Below are 18,664 nucleotides of genomic sequence, written 5' to 3'. Positions count from 1 at the left end.
TGATACGCGGTGCGTCGTGCTACCCCTCAACGATCGCCTAATTGCTCGAGCAGCTTGGCACGCGCGCGATAAAGCCGCGTTTCCACAGCCTTCTCGCTGATCGACAACACCGCAGCGGTTTCCGCCTGGCTCAAGCCTTCGATCGTCCGCAATACCAGCGGCTCCTTCAAGGCAACGGGGAGGGCAGCGATGGCGCGCGTCACCCGGTCCAGCTCCTGCCGATCGCTGGCGGCGTCGTCGATCGGCACCTGATCGTCCGTAACTGCCTCGGCCTCGATGCCGACCGGGATCGCGAATGAGAGGAAGCGGCGCACGGTCCGCTTGCGTCCCCAATCACGGCATTTGTTGAGCGCGATCGTGGAAAGCCACGCGCGCATCGACCGATTGCCATCGTAACGCGGCATGGCTTGGTGGGCAGCAACGAAGGTCTCCTGCAACAAGTCCAGCGCCTCGTCGGGTTCACCGACGCAGGCGCGGACCATCCGGAAAATCGGTTGCTGATGGCGACGCATGATCTCGGCAAAGGCCGCTTCCCGCCCCGCGATGCTGAGCGTCGCAAGCTCGGCCTCGGTGAGCGAGGTCCAGTCTAGACTCAACGCTGATCGTCGGTGAGCGCCTTCACCACCGCCTGGTCGAACTGCCCGGTCTGGTTCGGCCGGAGAAGCTGTCGCATGGCGAATATATGCGCGAGCGTAGCCTTCTGAAGCTCGCCCATGACGGCGTGGCTCCGATCGACTGCCGCGACAACGCGCGGTCCGTTGCCGTGTTCGACTTCGATAGCCTCCGCGAGACGGGCATTGTCGGCCCGCAACTCCCGCTCGAAGGCGCGTCGTTGGACCGCGAAGCGCTGTTCCAAGACTTGCAGGCGTGCCTGCTGGTCTGCGTCCAGCGCCAGCTTATGATGCAACACCTCGTGCAGCTCCGCGCCGGGCTGCACCGGCGAAGGAAGAAGTGCCCGCCCGATGAACACACCGCCGATCGCCGCAACAAAGCAGGCGATCACGCACACTATCAGCCGGACGCGACCGCTCATGGCGCGCCGGCAAGCAAGATCGACGGGGCGAGCGGCGACATTGGCCCGAGTGGCGAGAGCGCAGACACAGCCCCGGCCTCTCTGGCCGGAAAGCCCGCGCCAAATACGCCCATGACGAGCGCTACGGCGATCGTCACTGCGCCGATGCCCGTGCCGGCTCGCGCCGCTGGCCGCGCCGCGATGCGCGCAAGCACTCTGGCTTCCATTCCGTCGAGGCTGGCGGGCACGGGAGCGTGCGCCATCCTCGTCAATACTGCGTCGAGGTCATCCATGTCGTTCACTCCACCCCTCTAGCATAGGTTACGCATGCCGCAGCCCAATCCCTCAACACGACCTTTCGAGGGGTAGTCGATTGGGGCGCGTAACGAAGGATAGTCCCCATCACGAAGGAGCCATCCATGCGCCGCTTCCATGTCCTGATCGCCACTGCCGCAAGCCTTGCACTCGCCAGCACCGCCTACGCGCACCCCAAACTGCTGTCCGCGAGCCCGTCCGCGAATGCGACCGTTGCCAAGCCGACGCATATCGAGCTGCATTTCAGCGAAAAGCTGATGCCAGCCTTTTCCAAGGCCGAGCTGACTATGGCTGCCATGCCCGGGATGGCAGCCATGAAGATGGCCAGCGTAGCAAAACTGGGGCCTGATGGCCGTACGCTGATCGTCACTCCCAACGGCTCGCTCCCGCACGGCCGCTATAGCGTGGCATGGCAGGTGGTCTCGACAGACACGCACAAGGTCGCCGGAAGCTATGCCTTTGCGGTGAAGTGAGACGATGACCGATTGGTCGCTGATCGGCATCCGCTTCGCGCTCTACCTGACGCTGGCGGCGCTGTTCGGCCTCGCTGCATTCGGCATCTATGGGCTGCGAGCTGACGAGCGCGGTGATGCGCTCGCGCTGCGCGCATGGCTGGTCGGCAGCGCCGCCCTCGGCCTCTTATTCTCGGCCGCCTGGATCGTGCTGATGGCATCCTCGATGGCGGGAACGCCAGCGTGGCCGATCGATGGCGAAGCGATCGGCGCGCTGCTCACCGGCTCTGCGATCGGGGTGGCCTGGAAGCTCCGCATGGTCGCACTCATCGTCGCTGGGGTGGCGGCAATGATGATTGCTCGCCACGGAATCTGGCTGTGCATCGTCGCCCTTTGCGGCGTCGTTGCGATCGGCACGCTGGCATGGACCGGGCACGGTGCGATGGATGACGCCGCGATCGGCTGGGTTCACCTCGGTGCCGATATTCTGCACCTCGTCGCTTCGGCGACTTGGGTCGGGGCCTTGTTCGGGCTGATCCTTCTCGTCTCGCGGCCCGCTGCGCGGGTCGATGCAGCACACCTTGAACTGACGCACCGGGCACTGCACGGGTTCGGGATGGTCGGAACGGTCGTGGTCGCTACGATCGTCGTCACCGGCTTGGTCAACGGCTGGATGTTGGTCGGTGTCGACCACCTCACGGACCTCGGCAAGTCGCTCTATGGTCAGCTCCTGCTCGCCAAGCTGATGCTGTTCGCAGCCATGCTCGGTCTTGCCGCCGTCAACCGCTTTCGGTTGACGCCGACTTTCGAGCGATCGATCGCCAGTGCCGATCACCGCAAGGCTCTTGGTGCGTTGCGCGCGAGCCTCGTAATCGAGACCGGGTGCATCATCGCCATCCTTGGACTCGTCGCTTGGCTGGGCACGCTCGCTCCCCCTGCATCGGCGCTGTGATGATCGGCCGGGCGGTCCTCGTGGCTCCCGGCCTCCTGCTCTTATTGATCAATCGGCGTACCACCGCCGCTTGTTTCCAAGGGCAACCGGCCCCGGCCGCGTAGAGTCTAGGTAGGCGGGCTTGACCTTGACACGATGTCAGACCCTACATGCCCTCGGGTAGAAGGAGTCTCACGCCATGAACGACCCTCATTCCCATACGCCTCAAGCCAGCGGGTGCGGCTGTTCCGGGCAGAGTACCACTGAGCCTGCGGCCGCGACTGTCTCTCCCGCGCCAGCGGCCTGCTGCTCGGGTGAAGCGGCTGAGGGGCCCGAGACGGCCAAACACAACGAGCATCACCCTGAGGCTGAAGGTTGCTGCGCTGGCGGCAAAGTCTCTGAAGGCGCAGCGACGGTTACGGACCCGGTGTGCGGGATGACGGTCGATCCGGCGAAAACGACGCATCATGCCGAGCACGCCGGCCAAACCTACCATTTTTGCAGCGCCGGTTGCCGGACCAAATTCGTCGCCAACCCTGACGCCTATCTCGGTGAAAAGCCGAAGCCTGAGCCAACGGCGACGCCGGGAGGTATCTGGACGTGTCCTATGCACCCGCAAATCCGTCAGGAGGGACCGGGAACGTGTCCGATTTGCGGTATGGCGCTCGAACCGGAAGAACCTTCGCTCGATGATGGGCCTAATCCCGAGCTGGTCGATTTCACGCGGCGGCTGTGGGTGGCGGGCGTGCTCGCCGTGCCGCTGCTGGCGATCTCGATGGTCGCCGAAATGCTCGGCATCCATGTCGTCAGTGCTGCCGCATCGCCTTGGGTACAGCTTGCGCTCAGCGCCCCGATCGTACTGTGGGCGGGCTTGCCGTTTTTCCAGCGGGGATGGACCTCGCTTCGCACCCGCCATCTCAACATGTTCACGCTGATCTCGATCGGGGTCGGTGCCGCCTTCCTTTACAGCCTGGTCGCGACGGTCGCGCCCGGCATCTTCCCGCCGACTTTCCGCATGCACGGCGGTGTGGTCCCGGTCTATTACGAGGCGGCCGGAGTGGTGGTAGCCTTGGTGCTGCTCGGACAGGTCCTCGAACTGCGAGCGAGGGCGGCAACAGGACGCGCGATCCGCGCCCTCATGGACCTTGCCCCGAAGACGGCGCGCCGGGTGCGATCGGACGGGTCCGAGGAAGAAGTCGGCCTTGCCGACGTGGCGGCCGGCGATCGGCTGCGGGTTCGTCCCGGTGATGCGATCCCCGTCGATGGCGTGGTCGTCGAGGGTCGCTCCTCGGTCGATGAATCGATGCTCACCGGCGAGCCGGCTCCTGTCCTCAAGGAGGTTGAGGCGGCCGTCACGGGTGGAACAGTCAACGGCACGGGCAGCCTGGTCATGGAAGCGCGCGCGGTCGGGTCGGATACGATGCTGGCGCGGATCGTCCGCATGGTCGCGGACGCGCAGCGCAGCCGTGCCCCGATCCAGGCAGTCGCCGATCAGGTGTCTGGCTGGTTCGTGCCGTTGGTCGTGCTGGTTTCTATCGCGACGTTCGTGGTGTGGTCGCTGGTGGGCCCTGAGCCGCGCATGGGCCATGCCATGCTCAATGCCATAGCCGTGCTCGTCATTGCCTGCCCCTGCGCGCTGGGTCTCGCTACGCCCATGTCGATCATGGTCGGCACCGGACGTGGCGCCCAGGCCGGCGTTCTGGTGAAGAACGCGGAAGCGCTACAGGGGCTAGAGAAAGTCGACACACTGGTCATCGACAAGACGGGCACGCTCACGGAAGGCAAACCCAAGCTCATCGCGGTCCAGACGATCGGCGCGGTCGTAGAGAACGACCTACTCGCGCTTGCTGCGGCCGTCGAAGGGCAATCGGAACACCCGCTCGCACACGCGATCGTCGTTGCCGCCAAAGAACGGGCATTGCAGCTCGGCACGGTCACGGACTTCGCCTCGCAAACCGGTCTAGGTGTCAGCGCAACGGTGGGTGGTCGCTCGGTCGTGATTGGGAACGCAGCGCAGATGAGCCGGATCGGCGCTGATCCCAAGCCCCTCGATGACGCTGCTGATCGTCATCGCGGCGAGGGTGCAGGCGTAATCTTGGTGGCGATCGACGCCGCTCTTGCCGGCCTGCTCGCGGTCGCCGATCCGGTGCGCGCCGACGCCGGAGAGGCAATCGCCGCGCTTCGCCAACAGGGGCTCCGCGTCATCATGCTGACCGGTGACAATCAGACGACTGCCGATGCGGTCGGCCGCGCCGTCGGCGGACTTGACGACGTGCGCGCTGGCCTGCGCCCGGAGGACAAGGCGCGTATCATCGGCGAACTGAAAACGTCCGGTGCCAAGGTCGCGATGGCCGGCGACGGAATCAACGATGCGCCCGCTCTGGCGGCTGCGGACGTGGGCCTCGCGATGGGCACGGGAACAGACGTAGCGATCGAAAGTGCCGGCATAACGCTCACGCGCGGCGATCTGTCGGCGATCGTGCGTGCGCGGAAGCTCGCTCAGGCGACGATGCGGAATATCCGTCAGAACCTGTTCTTCTCGTTCCTGTTCAACGGGATCGGCGTGCCGGTCGCGGCCGGGGTGCTCTACCCCGTGGCGGGCATCCTCCTCTCGCCGATGCTGGCCGGCGCGGCGATGGCGCTCTCGTCCCTTACCGTGGTCCTTAACGCGCTACGGTTGAACACGGTAAAGCTATGAACATCGGAGCGGCATCGGATGCCAGCGGCGTCTCGCAGCGCATGATCCGCCATTACGAGAAGATCGGTCTCGTGCCCGCGCCGCCCCGGCGTGGGAGTTACCGCGACTATGCCGACCCCGACGTTCACCGCCTTCGCTTCATTGCCAACGCGCGTGACCTGGGCTTTCCGATCGAGGAGATTAGGACGCTGCTCGGGCTGTGGTCTGATCGCAGCCGATCCAGCGGTGAAGTCAAAATGCTTGCCCAAGCGCGCGCTGATGAACTTGGGCGTAAGGCGGCGACGCTCGAAGACATGCGATCGACGCTGCTGGAATTGGTAAACCGCTGCCACGGAGATGATCGACCGGACTGCCCGATTCTTCGCCGCATGGAAGCTTGAATCTGGGCCTTACTCGCTACGGCGATGAGTAACGCCATCGCGCCAGGGTCGTTGTGACGAGCGAAGCGTGATCCGCAGAGACGCTGCCCGGCCCCGGATCGCGTCCATCGTTCGTCCCATCTCGCGTGCGATCTGCGCAATCGTCTGCTTAGCCGCAACGCGCCGTCTCAGGTCGGCGTCGGTCTCATCGGTCCAGCGTACGCCACGCTGCCCGGTCAACTCGATATCTCCTGGTGGGACTTGCGTTCGTTGCCGAGTGGTTTTTGACCCGGCCTCAGGGGAAAGAACAAAGATATCGCTGATGACAATGTCGGGTCACCCCTCAAGGTCGCGGTGAAGATAAAGCGTCAATCAACCGGCATTCGGCGATCGTGGTCGCGTCACAGCGACCCCATGTGGCAACCTCATCGCGTAACGCGTGGAGGTCAGCGAGCTTGCGATCGATTTCCTCAATATGCACCACTGCTATCTTGTCGACCGCATCGCACGATCCGCGCGGATCGTCCGCCAGGCGAAGCAGGTCACGCACCTGATCGAGCGTGAAGCCGAGGTCGCGCGAGCGCTTGATGAATGTCAGGCGTTCTAGGTGAGACCGGTCGTAAAGGCGGTAATTACCGCCATTGCGGCGAGGCGCGCCGATCAACCCTTCGCCTTCATAATATCGGACGGTCTCGACCTTCAGACCGGTTAGTTTCGCGACTTCTCCGATCTTCATGCGAGCCCTTGACCCTCTAGTGACATGAGGGTGCATATGGGGGGTCCGACACACGAATCGAGTGGTAAGATGGCGGACGATTGCTGTTCCAGGAAAAGCGACACGATCGCGCAGCTCGGCCGCAAGGCCGATCAGCGGCGCGTGCTGATCGCCGTCATGATCATCAACTTCGTCATGTTCGTCGCCGAGTTCGGCGGGGGCGTCTTCGCCCGCTCTTCGGCGCTGATGGCGGATTCGGTCGACATGCTCGGCGATGCGTTCGTCTATGCCCTCAGCCTATATGCGCTGAGCCGCGGCCCACGCTGGGAAGCGGGGGCGGCGCTCGCCAAGGGCGGCATCATTCTTGCGTTCGGCATCGCGGTCGTGTTCGAGATCTTCGACAAGATCATGAACGGCGTGCCACCCTCGTCGACGCTGATGCTGGCGTTCGGCAGCGCCGCGCTGGTTGCCAACCTGACCTGCCTCGCCATGTTGTGGCGCTTCCGGTCGGAGAACGTGAATATGTCGAGCACGTTCGAGTGTTCGCGCAACGACGTCGCCTCCAACGTCGGCGTGCTGATCGCGGCCGGGCTGGTTGCGATGACCGGCGCGGCATGGCCGGACATAGCAGTAGGCGGCATTATCGCCATGATCTTCCTGCGCTCGTCGTGGCACGTTCTGTCGGAAGCGATTCACGCATGGCGCAAAGCTAAGCCGGTAGCGCCGGAAGCTTTGCGATGATCGTCATCGAAGCCTGTCCCGACGGCACCGCTATCCTAACCCCGACACTCTTGCTATCATGCTGAACGTGCGACGCCTGTTGAACATCCTTGCCTGCCTGATGCTCGTCCTCTCCCTTGGGGGGACGGCGACGGCGCACGCGCTGGAGCGACCGGATGCGAGCATCAGCGCTGTCGAGACGCCCGGCGAGCAGATCGCGGAGGGTCATTCCCCCGGCGATGCCGACGAAGTCCCTGCCGATGGCGACAAAGGATATCCTCACCACCATGGCGGGTGCCACGGCGATCATGTCGCGGCGCCGATAAAGGTCGCAAGCAGCACCGTAATGCGTGACCTTCGCCTTGCTCCCACGTCTGCGGGCCGGTCGATGCTGCCGCTGTCCACGGCCGATCCCGCGTTGAGACCCCCGCAAGCCTGACGACCCGCTGACCCCGCCGGCTGCTGCCGCGCGGGGCGAACGAGGTTCGTCAGGAGTCATCATCGATGCAACGTACAATCGCGACCTTCATGGTCGCGGCGTCCCTGGCCAGTGTGGCCGGGGCGCAAACATCACCGCCGACCGGTATCCCGGCGGCGACTACTTCGCCACAGGCAATGCCCGCCTTCTCACTCGACGCCGCCCTCGGCGCTGCTGGCATGCCAGCGGCTGCCGGCACGCCGTCGACGAGCAGCATCAATTCCGGGGGGGCAACGCCTGGTCCTGACGGTAGCACGCAACCCGCGCTGCCTTCTATCGGCGCCGCGACCGCAAACGTCGCGGCCGCAACCGCCGCTAGGCGCGTGGCGGGGCTGCGCCCCAATCCCGAGTTTCAGACGCAGGTCGAAAATATCGGCGGCAGCGGTGCCTACAGGGGTGTCCGGAGTTCGGAGACCACAGTCGGCGTGGCGCTGCCGCTCGAGCTGGGCGGTAAGCGCCCCGCGCGTGTCGCCCTTGCGACTGCTCGTCTGACCCGCGCACAGATCCAGTCCAAGATCGCGCGGGCGGATCTGCGCTTACGGGTCACGCAACTCTATATCGAGGCCGCTGCGACCGAACGTCGTTCTGAGGTACTGGCGGAGCAGGTGGGGATTGCCAATAACGCGTTCCGCGTATCGAGCGAGCGCGTGAAGGCCGGTGATGTCAGCCCGATCGAGCAACAGCGCGCGGACGTGCTGCGTATCAATGCGCAGGTCGCGGCCGATAGCGCGACCCGGCAGGCACAGGCAGCGCGTACCAATCTCGAGACATTGCTCAATACAGTTGTAACGGGACCGCTCGACCGCGCCTGGTTCGAGCGGATCGATGGCTATGGACCACAGCGCCCCGTCGATATCGAAGGAACGCTGGCACTCGTTGCGGCACAAGCCGACGTCCGCACTGCCGATGCGCAAGTTCGCGTGGCCCGCTCGTTGCGTGTTCCGGACCTGACGGTCAGCGCATTCGCGCGACGGCTGGCGGCGACCAACGACACTGCGGCCGTCGTCGGCCTTTCGATCCCGATACCGTTCTTCAACAACGGCAGCGCGTTCGTCGCGCAGTCGCAGGCTGAACAGACCCAGGCACAGGCGCTGCGCAGTCTGGCGGTCGTCGACACCCGTCAGCAGATCGCCAGCGCGCAGACCGAGGTTGCGAATGCTGCCGCCACGGCACGAGCGGCGGGTGGTCCTGGCCTCGCCGCGGCACAGGAAGCCGCGCGCATCGCGCGGATCGGCTGGAGCCAGGGCAAGTTCGACCAGATCGCGCTCCTCGATGCCGAGCGCACACTCTCACAGACCCGCCAGACCTATGTCGATGCACTCGCCTTGTATCACGACGCGCAGGCTCGGCTCGACCGGCTCACGACGCCGGCCCCCACGATTTCCGGAGATGAACGATGATGAAGGATAAGCGCCTGCTTGGCGGCGGCGCAGCCGTCGCGCTCGTCGCCGCTCTTGGTGGTTTCGGCGTTGCACGCTGCACCGCGGACAAACCTGCTGCCAGTGAAGCCGCAGACGGTAATACGGCCGCTCCCGCCCCCGAAGAGAAAGCACCCGACACGGTAGCGATGACAGCGCAGGCGATCGAGCAGGCTGGCATCGCAACCGAGACGATCAATCCCGGCGGGCTGGGTGCAGAGATCGTTGCGCAAGCGACCGTCAGTGCATCGCCACAAGGGGAAGCGATCGTCAACGCCCGCGCAGCTGGCGCCGTCACGCGGCTGATGAAGCGGCTCGGCGACCCGGTGCGCGCCGGCGAGACGCTGGCGATCGTTGAAAGTCGCGATGCGGCACAGATCGCGGCCGATCGCAGCGCTGCTGCTGCCAAGTCGACGCTGGCGCAAAAGGCGCTCGCGCGCGAAAGTTACCTGTATCGCCAGAAGGTCTCTGCCCGCGTCGAGCTGGAACAGGCGCAGGCTGAAGCTGCGTCTGCCGCGGCCGAAGCGCGGCGCGCCAGCGTCGCGGCAGGTGCCGCACGGATTACATCTGATGGGCGCGGCGTGCTGGTGTCGAGTCCAATTTCGGGCCGCGTCACCTCGGAGAACGTCAGCCTTGGTGCCTTCGTCCAACCCGAGACCGAGTTGATGCGCGTCGCGGATGCGTCGAAGATCCAGGTCGAGGCGGCAGTCGGGCCGACCGATGCGCAGCGGCTATCGCCAGGCGATCGGGCGATCATCGAGCTGCCTGATGGCCGGACCGTGGAGGCGCGGGTGCGCGCCATCACGCCGGGCCTGGCCAACGACACTCGCTCGGCGACCGCGGTCCTCGATGTGACGGGAACGCTGCAACCGGGTCTCGCGGTGCGAGTGCGTCTACTCCCGAGCCGGGGCAGCACGTCAAACGCGATCGTGGTGCCGGAAGATGCGGTCCAGACGCTCGAAGGGCGCGATGTCGTGTTCGTACGGACTGCCAAGGGCTTCCGCGCGCAAAACATCACGATCGGACAGCGCAGCAATGGCCGCGTCGAGATCCTGAAGGGTCTAGCGGGCGGCAGCCAGGTCGCGACCAAGAACGCATTCCTGCTCAAAGCCGAACTCGGCAAGGGCGCGGGTGAGGAAGAATAGACCATGATAGCCAACCTCATGGCGCTTTCCGTCCGCGCCCGCTGGACGGTCCTAGCCTTGTTCCTCGTCATCGCCGGCCTCGGCGTGTGGCAGCTTACCAAGCTGCCGATCGACGCGGTGCCCGACATCACCACCAAACAGGTTCAGATCAATACGGTCGATCCGCGGCTTTCACCGGTCGAGATCGAAAAGCTCGTAACCTACCCGGTAGAAATATCGCTCGCCGGCATCCCCGGCCTGGAGACGACGCGCTCCATCTCGCGCAACGGCTTCAGCCAGGTCAGCGCGATCTTCACCGACAGCACCGACCTCTACTTCGCGCGGCAGCAGGTCGGCGAACGTCTGCGGCAGGCCGCTGAGAACCTGCCGGACGGCGTGGAACCGCAGATCGGGCCGGTTACAACCGGTCTCGGCGAGATCGTCATGTACACGGTCGGCTACGCCAATCCGGACGGAAAAGGCGCGAAGAAGGTGGCGGGCCAACCCGGCTGGCAGCCAGATGGCAGCTACCTGACGCCGGAAGGCGAACGGTTGACCGACGCTGTCGAGAAAGCCGGTTATCTGCGTACCGTGCAGGACTGGATCATCGGTCCGCAGCTTCGCTCGGTGAAAGGCGTGGCAGGCGTCGATTCCATCGGTGGCTTTGCCAAGACGTTCGTGGTCGAACCCGATCCGACGAAGCTCGCCAGCTTCGGCATCTCGTACAGCGAGCTCGGACAAGCGCTCGAAAACGCCAACCTCGCGGTCGGCGCTAACTATTATAACAAGGGCGGCGAAGCCTATCTGGTCCGCGTCGACTCTCGCGTGCGAACCGTCGATGAAATCCGAAATGCCGTCGCGGCAACGCGGGGTGGAACGCCGATTACGATCGGCCAGATCGCCAACGTCCGCATCGGCGGCGATCTGCGCACGGGTGCGGGGAGCATGAACGGGCGGGAAGCGGTGATCGGCACGGTGCTGATGCTGATCGGGCAGAACAGCCGCGTCGTTGCCGAGCAGGCGTCGACCAAGCTCGATCAGATAACCAAGACCCTGCCAAACGGGATACAGGTAAAGGTAGTGCTGAACCGCGCCGAGCTGGTCGGCGCTACGGTGGCTACGGTACAGCGCAACCTGACCGAGGGCGCGATCCTCGTTGCGGTTGCGCTGTTCTTGCTGCTGGGTAACTGGCGTGCCGCAGTGATCGCGGTGCTGGTGATCCCCTTCTCGTTCCTGATGATGGCCATGGGAATGAACGCGTTCAACGTCCCCGGCAATTTGATGAGCCTGGGAGCGCTCGACTTTGGTCTGATCGTGGACGGCGCAGTCATCATCATCGAAAACTGTCTCGCAAGATTGGCGCATCGACAGGAACATGAAGGCCGGTTGCTCGCGCTTCGGGAACGGCTTGAAGAGACGATGCGGGCGGCGCAGGAGATGATCAAGCCGACCGTATTCGGCCAGGCGATCATCCTGCTCGCGTTTGCCCCGCTGCTGACCTTCACCGGCACCGAAGGCAAGACGTTCTCGCCGATGGCGATCACGATCATGCTCGCGCTGGTGGCGGCATTCGTGCTGGCGATCACGCTTGTTCCCGCACTGGTTGCTATCCTGATCAGCGGCAAGGTCGCGGAAAAGGACGTGTGGCTGATCCGCAAGTCCAAGGCGGGCTACCTACCGCTGCTGGACAAGGCGATTGCGCGGCCGTGGCCGTTTATCCTCGGCGGACTTGCCTTCTTCCTGGCGGCGATCCCGGCGTTCGGGTTGCTGGGATCGGAATTTATCCCCCAGCTTGACGAAAAGAACCTGGCTTTCGCGTCCACGCGCGTGCCCTCGGTCAGTCTCGAACAATCGCTGCTGATGGAGCGCAAGGTCGAGGAGGCGGTGAAGAAAATCCCCGAGGTTTCCTTGATGTTCTCCAAGACAGGTACCGCGGAAGTTGCGACCGACCCGATGCCGCCGAACGTCTCGGACGGCTTTGTTATCCTGAAGCCTCAGGATGAATGGGCCGAGGGCGTTACCAAAGCCGATGTCGTCGCCAAGATTGAGAAGGCGACGGGTGGACTGCTCGGTAACCTTTACGAGGTCAGCCAGCCGATCCAGCTTCGCTTCAACGAGCTGATTGCCGGCGTCCGCGGCGACGTCGCGATCAAGCTCTACGGTGACGATCTCGACAAGATGTCGCAGACCGCGAATGAGATGGTGCGTGTCCTGCAGACCATCCCTGGTGCCACAAGCGTCAAGGCTGAACAGGTCGGTGGCGCGCCGGCGCTTGACGTGAAGCTCGACCGTGCGGCCATCGCGCGGCTCGGCCTCACGGTGCGCGATGTATCCGATACGATCGCGGCGGGCCTGGGCGGGCGTGAATCGGGATTGGTATACGAGGGCGATCGTCGGTTCGACGTCACCGTGCGAGTGCCCGAGGCGACGCGTGCCAACCTCGACGACATTCGGTCGCTGCCAGTGCTGCTGCCGGAAGTCGAAGGACGTCCCCGGGCACAGGTGCCGCTTGCACAGGTGGCACAAATCCGGCTGACCGAGGGGCTGAACCAGATCAGCCGGGAGAATGGAAAGCGTCGTGTCGTCGTTCAGGTAAACCTTGGCGGACGCGATGCGGGCTCGTTCGTGGCAGAAGCGCAGGCAAAGATCGCGAAAGTGAAGCTGCCGGCCGGCTACTATCTCGAATGGGGTGGTCAGTTCGAGAACCTGCAGGCGGCCTCGGCACGCTTGTCGATCGTCGTACCGCTCTGCTTCCTCGCGATCTTCGGGCTGCTCTACATGGCGCTCGGCGGGTTCGGCCGGGCGGCATCGGTGTTCCTGGCGGTGCCGCTGGGGCTGGCTGGCGGCGTGTTCACACTGGCGCTGACCGGCATCAACTTCTCGGTGTCGGCGGCGGTCGGGTTTATCTGCCTCGCCGGTGTGGCGGTGTTGAACGGGCTCGTGGTGATGACCGCGATCCGGGATCACAGCGAAGCTGGGATGCCGATCGCGGAGGCGATCCGGGCAGGCATGGCCGACAAGATGCGGGCGGTCATCATGACGGGGTTCGTGCCCGCGATCGGCTTCGTGCCGATGGCGCTCGCGCACGGCACCGGCGCGGAGGTGCAGAAGCCGCTCGCCGTGACCGTGATCGGTGGCCTCGTTGCCGCGACCATCCTGACCCTGCTGGTGCTTCCAGCCATCGCCAAGGTCGTCTTGGGGGCGACGTCAGGCAAACGAACAAAGGATGACGACCAACTGACCGACGCACACGAGGGGGCCACGGCATGACGATGATGAAACTGCTGCGGGTGTATACCGACGAGAATGCGTATTTTGGGGACCGCAAGGTCTTTGAACTCATAGCCGAGCGGGCGCGCGACGCCCGTCTCGGCGGTGCGACGGTGATCGAGGCGATGATCGGGATCGGGCGATCGGCGCACACACACCGTCGTCATATCCTCGAGAACGACCGATCGGTGGTGATCGAGATCGTCGACGACGACGCGAAACTTCGGACCTTCATGACGGGCTTGCACGACTTGAAGGGAATCGGCCTGATAACGCTGGAGGCGGTGGAAATCATCGACCTCCATGCCGACGCGGACGCGGACGATGACGGACGTTGAGCATGGCGTAGCGATTGGTCCAGTTGGCGCTTCCCCTGATAGTGCGCGCCCGGCGGATACCGGGCGCGCCGCGATCGAGAATGTCGTGATCCTGACGGCATCGCCGCTGCGCGTGTGGTCGGTCCTCACGGACTTCGCCGCGCATTCGCAATGGAAGCCGTTCACTCAACTCGCGGGTGAAGCGGTCGAGGGTGGCGAGGCAACGTACAGCTTCCGCATCGGGGGGCTTGGGAAACCTGTCACGACGGCGGCCGACATCACCCGTGTCGAAAAGCCGGTCGCGTTTGCTTGGACCGCGGGGGTGGCAAAGCTTCTGCAGTTCGAAGAGATTTATGAGCTGGAGCGCGATCCTGTCGGCACTCGCTTGCGACATCGCTTGCGCTTCCATGGCTTCCTTAGCGGGATGTGGACTGCGCTGCTGCGCCGGAAGCTACAGGCCGGACTCGTGCAATCAGATCGGTGCCTGGACCGCCAATTGCGGCGGTTGGCAGTGCAACCCGGCGCGAAGCCGCTTCCTGCGTCGCCGCGTCACGGCGGTCGGAAAACCCGGGGGCACAAATGATACCCTTTCGAACCGGATTTACCCGTACCGGTGCCTGTCTCGCGCTGGCGCTCGCCGCCTGTTCCGAGCAACCCCAGAAGGGGCCGCCAACCGAACAGGAAATTCACGCAGGTGACAGCGGCGTGGCGAGTGGGGCGCCTGGCCGCCATCTCTACCGATGCGACGATGACCAGACGCTCATCGTTGATTACAGGGATCAGGGCCTCACGGTCGAGTTCCGGCGCGACGCGCGCGCGGCGCCGACCGTCCTGACCGCGCCCATGCAGGGCCTCCAATATGTCGGCGTCGCGAAAAGCGCGACCTTCGCCGGCGACCAGATCAAGATCGAGGCACCGGGCAAGCGCCCGATCCTCTGCACGAAGGAAAACGCCTCGTGATCGCAACGCTCTATGGCTGGGAGCGCTGACAATGGCAGCGCTCAAGTTCTCCCTGATTCCCATGATGGCGATCATCATCGGCGCGCTCATCGCTGGGTGGCGCACGCCCGGCGAGAAGCTGGTCGCGGCCATGCAGCACCTCGCAGCCGGCGTGGTGTTCGCCGCGGCAGCGACCGAGATCCTGCCGCTGGTGATGCACGGCGGATCGCCGACAGCGACGCTGATCGGCGGCGCGATCGGTGTGGCGGTGATGCTCGGCCTCAAGGCGGCGGAAAGCCGGTTTGAAGGCCCCGTGGCGCTGCTCGCGGCGATAGGGCTTGATCTGGCGATCGACGGCCTGGTGCTGGGCCTCGCCTTCATCGCTGGCGAGAAGGCGGGAACGTTGCTGGCCGTCGCGCTGACGCTCGAAGTGCTGTTCCTGGCCCTGACGCTCACCAACGATCTGGCGAGCCGATATCGCAAGGTGAAGGCGATCGGCCTGACCTGCGCGCTGGCATTGCTGATGCCGATCGGCGCGCTCATCGCGCAACCGGTGGCGCTCCTGTCACCGGTGTGGATCACCGGGTTCCTGAGCTTCGGCCTGATGGCGCTGCTCTACCTCGTCACCGAGGAACTGCTGGTCGAGGCGCATGAGAAGCCTGACTCGCCGCTCATCAGCGCCATGTTCTTCGTCGGTTTTCTCGCGCTGCTCCTGATCGAGGAGGTCATGGCATGACGGCTTCACCGGGCGGGAAGGTTCTTGACGAGCGGCGCACACTTTGGATCGTGCTGCTGCTCAACGCGGCGATCGCCGCCGGTTTCTTCGCCACCGGCCTGATCGGCGACTCGAGCGCGCTTATTGCCAACGGCGTCGATAATCTTTCCGACACGGCTGTCTATGGGCTGAGTCTCGCCGCTCTCAGCCACGGACGCACGTGGAAGACCCGGGCCGCGATGGCATCCGGTGTAATGCTGCTCCTGTTTGCCGGGGGCATCTTGCTCGACGTCGGTCGTCGCTACGTCCAGGGCAGTGATCCGATCGGGCCAACGATGATGGTCATGTCGGCGATCGCTGGCGTTGTGAATTATATCTGCCTGCGCCTGCTTCAGCGGATCAAAAAGCCCGACGTGAACCTGCGTGCCGCGACGACCTTCAGCTTCAACGATTTCATTTCCAACGGCGGCATCCTGATCGCGGGCGCGCTAGTGCTATGGCTGGGGACGAATTGGCCCGATCTTCTGGTCGGCCTGGCCACCGCTCTTATCGCGATCAAAGGCGGCATCGAGATCCTGCGCGACGCACGCGCAGAAACCAAGACCAATGCGGAGACGACGCGATGACCGACAAGCTTGAACTCGATATTCCTGTCCTTCTGCCAAAGGTCCCCGACGCGGCCGATGCCTGTGTCGGGCGTCTCGTCTCGACGTTGAGCGCTAAACCCGGCGTCGAGCGCGCGCACGTCCTGCCTGCCGATGGTGACAGTCCGGCGAAGCTCTGCATTCATTTCGATGGGGCCGCGCTACCGCTGCCGCGCGTGCGCGAGATGGTGCGGGCGGCGGGCGCTGAGATCAGCGGGCGATATGGTCATGCGACCTGGCAGGTCGAGGGTATAAGCCATGAACGTCGCGCCCGCACTGTCTGCGAAACGCTGTGCCGTGCGCCGGGCGTGCTACAGGCTGAGGCCAACGCCTCAGGCAGCCTCCGGGTCGAATATGACAAGGAACGCATCGACGAGGCGACCATCGTCGCGATCCTGGGTAAGCTCAAGGTCAAGCCTGGTAAGCGGATTGGATCCGATTATGCCGGCGACTATGCCGGATACGATCACGTTGCCGGGGACCATGCGGGGCACGATCACGGTGATCGCGGCCATGCCGAAGGTCCGGAAAAGCATGGACCGGGTGATGGTCACGATCACGCGCACGCTAATTTCCTCGGTCCTTATACTGAGCTGATATTCGCGCTGGCGTGCGGCGCGTTGCTGGCGATCGGCTTCGCCATCGAGAAGCTGGCTGCTGGCGCGTCCGACTGGCTGCCGACGGCCTTCTATATCGGCGCCTACCTCTTCGGCGGCTTCTTCACGCTGCGTGAAGCGATCGACAACCTAAGGCTTAAGAAATTCGAGATCGACACGCTGATGCTCGTCGCGGCCGCCGGCGCTGCGGCGCTGGGAGCCTGGGCGGAAGGCGCGCTGCTGCTGTTTCTGTTCAGCCTCGGCCATGCGCTCGAGCATTATGCGATGGGGCGCGCCAAGCGCGCTATCGAGGCACTTGCCGAACTTGCGCCCGCAACGGCGACGGTGCGCCGTGACGGGCAAACCACGGAGCTGGCCGTCGAGGAGCTGGTGGTTGGCGACGTTGTGATCGTGCGTCCGAATGAGCGCCTACCCGCCGATGGCTTCGTCATCAAAGGATCTAGCGCAATCAACCAGGCGCCTGTTACCGGCGAGAGCATCCCCGTCGACAAGGAGCCTGTTCGCGATGTCGAGGTAGCTCGAGCGAAGCCCGATACGGTCGAGGCGACGTCGCGGGTGTTCGCTGGCACGATCAATGGTGGTGCCGCGATCGAGATAGAGGTGACGCGGCGTTCCGATGAAAGCGCGCTCGCCAAGGTCGTAAAGATGGTGAGCGAGGCGGAGACGCAAAAATCCCCCACGCAGCGGTTTACCGATCGGTTTGAGCGCATCTTCGTCCCCGCGGTGCTGGCCCTCTCGTTTCTCCTGCTGTTCGCTTGGGTCGTAGTCGACGAACCGTTCCGCGACAGCTTCTATCGCGCGATGGCGGTGCTAGTTGCAGCCAGCCCTTGTGCGCTGGCGATCGCCACCCCCAGCGCGGTGCTATCGGGCGTCGCACGCGCCGCACGCGGCGGAGTGCTGGTAAAGGGCGGGGCGCCGCTCGAGAACCTGGGTTCGCTGAAGGCGATCGCGTTCGACAAGACGGGTACGCTGACAGAAGGCAAACCCCGCATCACCGATGTCATTCCCGTCGACGGGGCGAGCGAAGGGGATCTGTTAGCGCTCGCCGTCTCGGTCGAGGGGCTTAGCGATCACCCGTTGGCGCAGGCGATCGTGAAGGATGGACGCGAGCGCCTGGGCGGTCGGGAGCTGCCGACCGCGACCGATCTTAAGAGCCTGACCGGGCGCGGCGTCACCGCGACGGTCGATGGCGAGACGGTATGGATCGGCAAGGCCGAGATGTTCGGCGTGGAAGGCATCCCGTCGCTGAACGCTAACGCAACCGACGCCATCGCCACCCTGCGCGAGGGCGGGCGCACGACGATGGTGGTCCGCAAGGGCGATAAGGACATCGGAGCGATCGGGCTAATGGACACGCCGCGCGAAGCGGCCAAGGTTGCGCTCAAGCGGCTGCGCGAGATGGGGATCACCCGTATGATTATGATCTCGGGCGATCATCAAATGGTGGCCGATGCCATCGCAAAGGATGTCGGGCTCGACGAGGCATGGGGCGACCTGATGCCGGAGGACAAGGTTGCCTCGATCAAGAAGCTCGCCGGCGAAGACAAGGTTGCGATGGTCGGCGATGGCGTCAACGACGCGCCGGCGATGGCGAGTGCGACGGTTGGCATCGCGATGGGCGCTGCGGGATCAGATGTCGCGCTGGAAACCGCCGACGTTGCGCTGATGGCCGACGATCTCGCCCATCTGCCGTTCGCCATCGGCTTGAGCCGCCATACCCGCGGCATCATCCGGCAGAACGTGTTCGTCAGCCTCGGCGTCGTCGCGTTACTCGTGCCAGCGACGATCCTCGGCCTTGGGATCGGCCCGGCCGTCGCGATGCACGAAGGCTCGACGCTGCTAGTCGTCTTTAATGCGCTGCGCCTGCTCGCCTACCGCGATCCGGCAGAGCGAGCAGCATGACGGCGGATCGCTGCGAAGCATTAATCGTCGGCGGCGAA

19 protein-coding genes are annotated in these 18,664 nt (G+C 64.6%); 14 read left to right on the top strand and 5 right to left on the bottom strand.

Annotated elements, in window-relative coordinates; translation table 11 throughout:
* Positions 1-26: 26 nt before the first annotated feature.
* From EQZ23_RS18975 to EQZ23_RS18965, 3 genes are read right to left on the bottom strand one after another with little or no spacing between them, the layout of a single operon-like run.
* Complete coding sequence (locus EQZ23_RS18975) at positions 27-596, bottom strand: RNA polymerase sigma factor (RefSeq protein WP_128456030.1); 570 nt, start codon at positions 594-596, stop codon at positions 27-29.
* Entirely contained in the window at positions 593-1,033 is a 441-nt protein-coding gene (locus EQZ23_RS18970) for a periplasmic heavy metal sensor (protein ID WP_128456029.1), read from the bottom strand. Before EQZ23_RS18970 ends, EQZ23_RS18975 begins: the two co-directional genes overlap by 4 nt.
* Complete coding sequence (locus EQZ23_RS18965) at positions 1,030-1,305, bottom strand: hypothetical protein (protein ID WP_010165215.1); 276 nt, start codon at positions 1,303-1,305, stop codon at positions 1,030-1,032. The genes EQZ23_RS18970 and EQZ23_RS18965 overlap by 4 nt, the downstream gene beginning before the upstream one ends.
* Positions 1,306-1,431: 126 nt before the next feature.
* On the opposite strand from EQZ23_RS18965, the gene copC reads away from it, so the two are divergent.
* From copC to EQZ23_RS18945, 4 genes are all read left to right on the top strand, one after another.
* Positions 1,432-1,800: a copper homeostasis periplasmic binding protein CopC gene (copC, locus tag EQZ23_RS18960; protein WP_128456028.1), complete on the top strand. Its 369-nt coding sequence runs from the start codon at positions 1,432-1,434 to the stop codon at positions 1,798-1,800.
* 4 nt (positions 1,801-1,804) lie between these two features.
* A complete protein-coding gene (copD, locus tag EQZ23_RS18955) occupies positions 1,805-2,731 on the top strand; it encodes a copper homeostasis membrane protein CopD (RefSeq protein ID WP_128456027.1) in 927 nt (308 codons plus the stop codon).
* A 406-nt stretch (positions 2,732-3,137) separates the two neighbouring features.
* Complete coding sequence (locus EQZ23_RS18950; RefSeq protein ID WP_128456026.1) at positions 3,138-5,408, top strand: heavy metal translocating P-type ATPase; 2,271 nt, start codon at positions 3,138-3,140, stop codon at positions 5,406-5,408.
* Entirely contained in the window at positions 5,405-5,788 is a 384-nt protein-coding gene (locus EQZ23_RS18945; protein WP_128456025.1) for a MerR family DNA-binding protein, read from the top strand. Before EQZ23_RS18950 ends, EQZ23_RS18945 begins: the two co-directional genes overlap by 4 nt.
* A gap of 322 nt (positions 5,789-6,110) precedes the next feature.
* On the opposite strand, the gene EQZ23_RS18940 is transcribed toward EQZ23_RS18945, so the two are convergent.
* Positions 6,111-6,503, bottom strand: a complete 393-nt coding sequence (locus EQZ23_RS18940; RefSeq protein WP_128456024.1) for a helix-turn-helix domain-containing protein — start codon at positions 6,501-6,503, stop codon at positions 6,111-6,113.
* A 69-nt stretch (positions 6,504-6,572) separates the two neighbouring features.
* On the opposite strand from EQZ23_RS18940, the gene EQZ23_RS18935 reads away from it, so the two are divergent.
* Complete coding sequence (locus EQZ23_RS18935) at positions 6,573-7,223, top strand: cation transporter (RefSeq protein WP_128456023.1); 651 nt, start codon at positions 6,573-6,575, stop codon at positions 7,221-7,223.
* On the opposite strand, the gene EQZ23_RS19995 is transcribed toward EQZ23_RS18935, so the two are convergent.
* A complete protein-coding gene (locus EQZ23_RS19995) occupies positions 7,192-7,512 on the bottom strand; it encodes a hypothetical protein (RefSeq protein WP_164913528.1) in 321 nt (106 codons plus the stop codon). The genes EQZ23_RS18935 and EQZ23_RS19995 overlap by 32 nt on opposite strands.
* A gap of 194 nt (positions 7,513-7,706) precedes the next feature.
* Between EQZ23_RS19995 and EQZ23_RS18925 the strand changes: the two genes are divergently transcribed.
* Genes EQZ23_RS18925 through EQZ23_RS18885 form a run of 9 tightly spaced genes read left to right on the top strand, consistent with a single transcriptional unit; the run spans position 7,707 to position 18,626 of the window.
* Entirely contained in the window at positions 7,707-9,080 is a 1,374-nt protein-coding gene (locus tag EQZ23_RS18925; protein WP_128456021.1) for a TolC family protein, read from the top strand.
* Complete coding sequence (locus tag EQZ23_RS18920) at positions 9,080-10,243, top strand: efflux RND transporter periplasmic adaptor subunit (RefSeq protein ID WP_206364324.1); 1,164 nt, start codon at positions 9,080-9,082, stop codon at positions 10,241-10,243. Before EQZ23_RS18925 ends, EQZ23_RS18920 begins: the two co-directional genes overlap by 1 nt.
* Before the next feature lie 3 nt (positions 10,244-10,246).
* Positions 10,247-13,492, top strand: coding sequence for a CusA/CzcA family heavy metal efflux RND transporter (locus EQZ23_RS18915; RefSeq protein ID WP_128456019.1), 3,246 nt, complete (start codon positions 10,247-10,249; stop codon positions 13,490-13,492).
* On the top strand, positions 13,489-13,830 hold the full coding sequence (locus EQZ23_RS18910) for a DUF190 domain-containing protein (RefSeq protein ID WP_128456018.1): 342 nt from the start codon (positions 13,489-13,491) through the stop codon (positions 13,828-13,830). Before EQZ23_RS18915 ends, EQZ23_RS18910 begins: the two co-directional genes overlap by 4 nt.
* On the top strand, positions 13,796-14,392 hold the full coding sequence (locus EQZ23_RS18905) for an SRPBCC family protein (RefSeq protein WP_128456017.1): 597 nt from the start codon (positions 13,796-13,798) through the stop codon (positions 14,390-14,392). Before EQZ23_RS18910 ends, EQZ23_RS18905 begins: the two co-directional genes overlap by 35 nt.
* Positions 14,389-14,769, top strand: coding sequence for a hypothetical protein (locus EQZ23_RS18900; protein WP_128456016.1), 381 nt, complete (start codon positions 14,389-14,391; stop codon positions 14,767-14,769). The genes EQZ23_RS18905 and EQZ23_RS18900 overlap by 4 nt, the downstream gene beginning before the upstream one ends.
* A gap of 31 nt (positions 14,770-14,800) precedes the next feature.
* Positions 14,801-15,484 carry a transporter gene (locus EQZ23_RS18895; RefSeq protein ID WP_128456015.1) on the top strand — a complete coding sequence of 228 codons (684 nt, stop codon included), beginning with the start codon at positions 14,801-14,803 and terminating at the stop codon, positions 15,482-15,484.
* Positions 15,481-16,089 carry a cation transporter gene (locus EQZ23_RS18890; RefSeq protein WP_128456014.1) on the top strand — a complete coding sequence of 203 codons (609 nt, stop codon included), beginning with the start codon at positions 15,481-15,483 and terminating at the stop codon, positions 16,087-16,089. Before EQZ23_RS18895 ends, EQZ23_RS18890 begins: the two co-directional genes overlap by 4 nt.
* A complete protein-coding gene (locus EQZ23_RS18885) occupies positions 16,086-18,626 on the top strand; it encodes a heavy metal translocating P-type ATPase (RefSeq protein ID WP_128456065.1) in 2,541 nt (846 codons plus the stop codon). Before EQZ23_RS18890 ends, EQZ23_RS18885 begins: the two co-directional genes overlap by 4 nt.
* Positions 18,627-18,664 lie beyond the last annotated feature (38 nt).

This window comes from Sphingomonas sp. UV9, assembly GCF_004101245.1.
Taxonomy (GTDB): domain Bacteria; phylum Pseudomonadota; class Alphaproteobacteria; order Sphingomonadales; family Sphingomonadaceae; genus Sphingomonas.
The sequence above is the reverse complement of the archived record's forward strand: the minus strand, read 5'-3'. Positions and strand labels throughout refer to the sequence as shown.

What these genes read in the sequence shown, in the direction of transcription:
- EQZ23_RS18970 (WP_128456029.1), bottom strand. Translation starts at nt 1,033, where the DNA reads ATGAGCGGTCGCGTCCGGCTGATAGTGTGCGTGATCGCCTGCTTTGTT.
- EQZ23_RS18965 (WP_010165215.1), bottom strand. Translation starts at nt 1,305, where the DNA reads ATGGATGACCTCGACGCAGTATTGACGAGGATGGCGCACGCTCCCGTG.
- copC (WP_128456028.1), top strand. Translation starts at nt 1,432, where the DNA reads ATGCGCCGCTTCCATGTCCTGATCGCCACTGCCGCAAGCCTTGCACTC.
- copD (WP_128456027.1), top strand. Translation starts at nt 1,805, where the DNA reads ATGACCGATTGGTCGCTGATCGGCATCCGCTTCGCGCTCTACCTGACG.
- EQZ23_RS18945 (WP_128456025.1), top strand. Translation starts at nt 5,405, where the DNA reads ATGAACATCGGAGCGGCATCGGATGCCAGCGGCGTCTCGCAGCGCATG.
- EQZ23_RS18940 (WP_128456024.1), bottom strand. Translation starts at nt 6,503, where the DNA reads ATGAAGATCGGAGAAGTCGCGAAACTAACCGGTCTGAAGGTCGAGACC.
- EQZ23_RS18935 (WP_128456023.1), top strand. Translation starts at nt 6,573, where the DNA reads ATGGCGGACGATTGCTGTTCCAGGAAAAGCGACACGATCGCGCAGCTC.
- EQZ23_RS19995 (WP_164913528.1), bottom strand. Translation starts at nt 7,512, where the DNA reads ATGATCGCCGTGGCACCCGCCATGGTGGTGAGGATATCCTTTGTCGCC.
- EQZ23_RS18925 (WP_128456021.1), top strand. Translation starts at nt 7,707, where the DNA reads ATGCAACGTACAATCGCGACCTTCATGGTCGCGGCGTCCCTGGCCAGT.
- EQZ23_RS18920 (WP_206364324.1), top strand. Translation starts at nt 9,080, where the DNA reads ATGAAGGATAAGCGCCTGCTTGGCGGCGGCGCAGCCGTCGCGCTCGTC.
- EQZ23_RS18915 (WP_128456019.1), top strand. Translation starts at nt 10,247, where the DNA reads ATGATAGCCAACCTCATGGCGCTTTCCGTCCGCGCCCGCTGGACGGTC.
- EQZ23_RS18910 (WP_128456018.1), top strand. Translation starts at nt 13,489, where the DNA reads ATGACGATGATGAAACTGCTGCGGGTGTATACCGACGAGAATGCGTAT.
- EQZ23_RS18905 (WP_128456017.1), top strand. Translation starts at nt 13,796, where the DNA reads ATGCCGACGCGGACGCGGACGATGACGGACGTTGAGCATGGCGTAGCG.
- EQZ23_RS18900 (WP_128456016.1), top strand. Translation starts at nt 14,389, where the DNA reads ATGATACCCTTTCGAACCGGATTTACCCGTACCGGTGCCTGTCTCGCG.
- EQZ23_RS18895 (WP_128456015.1), top strand. Translation starts at nt 14,801, where the DNA reads ATGGCAGCGCTCAAGTTCTCCCTGATTCCCATGATGGCGATCATCATC.
- EQZ23_RS18890 (WP_128456014.1), top strand. Translation starts at nt 15,481, where the DNA reads ATGACGGCTTCACCGGGCGGGAAGGTTCTTGACGAGCGGCGCACACTT.
- EQZ23_RS18885 (WP_128456065.1), top strand. Translation starts at nt 16,086, where the DNA reads ATGACCGACAAGCTTGAACTCGATATTCCTGTCCTTCTGCCAAAGGTC.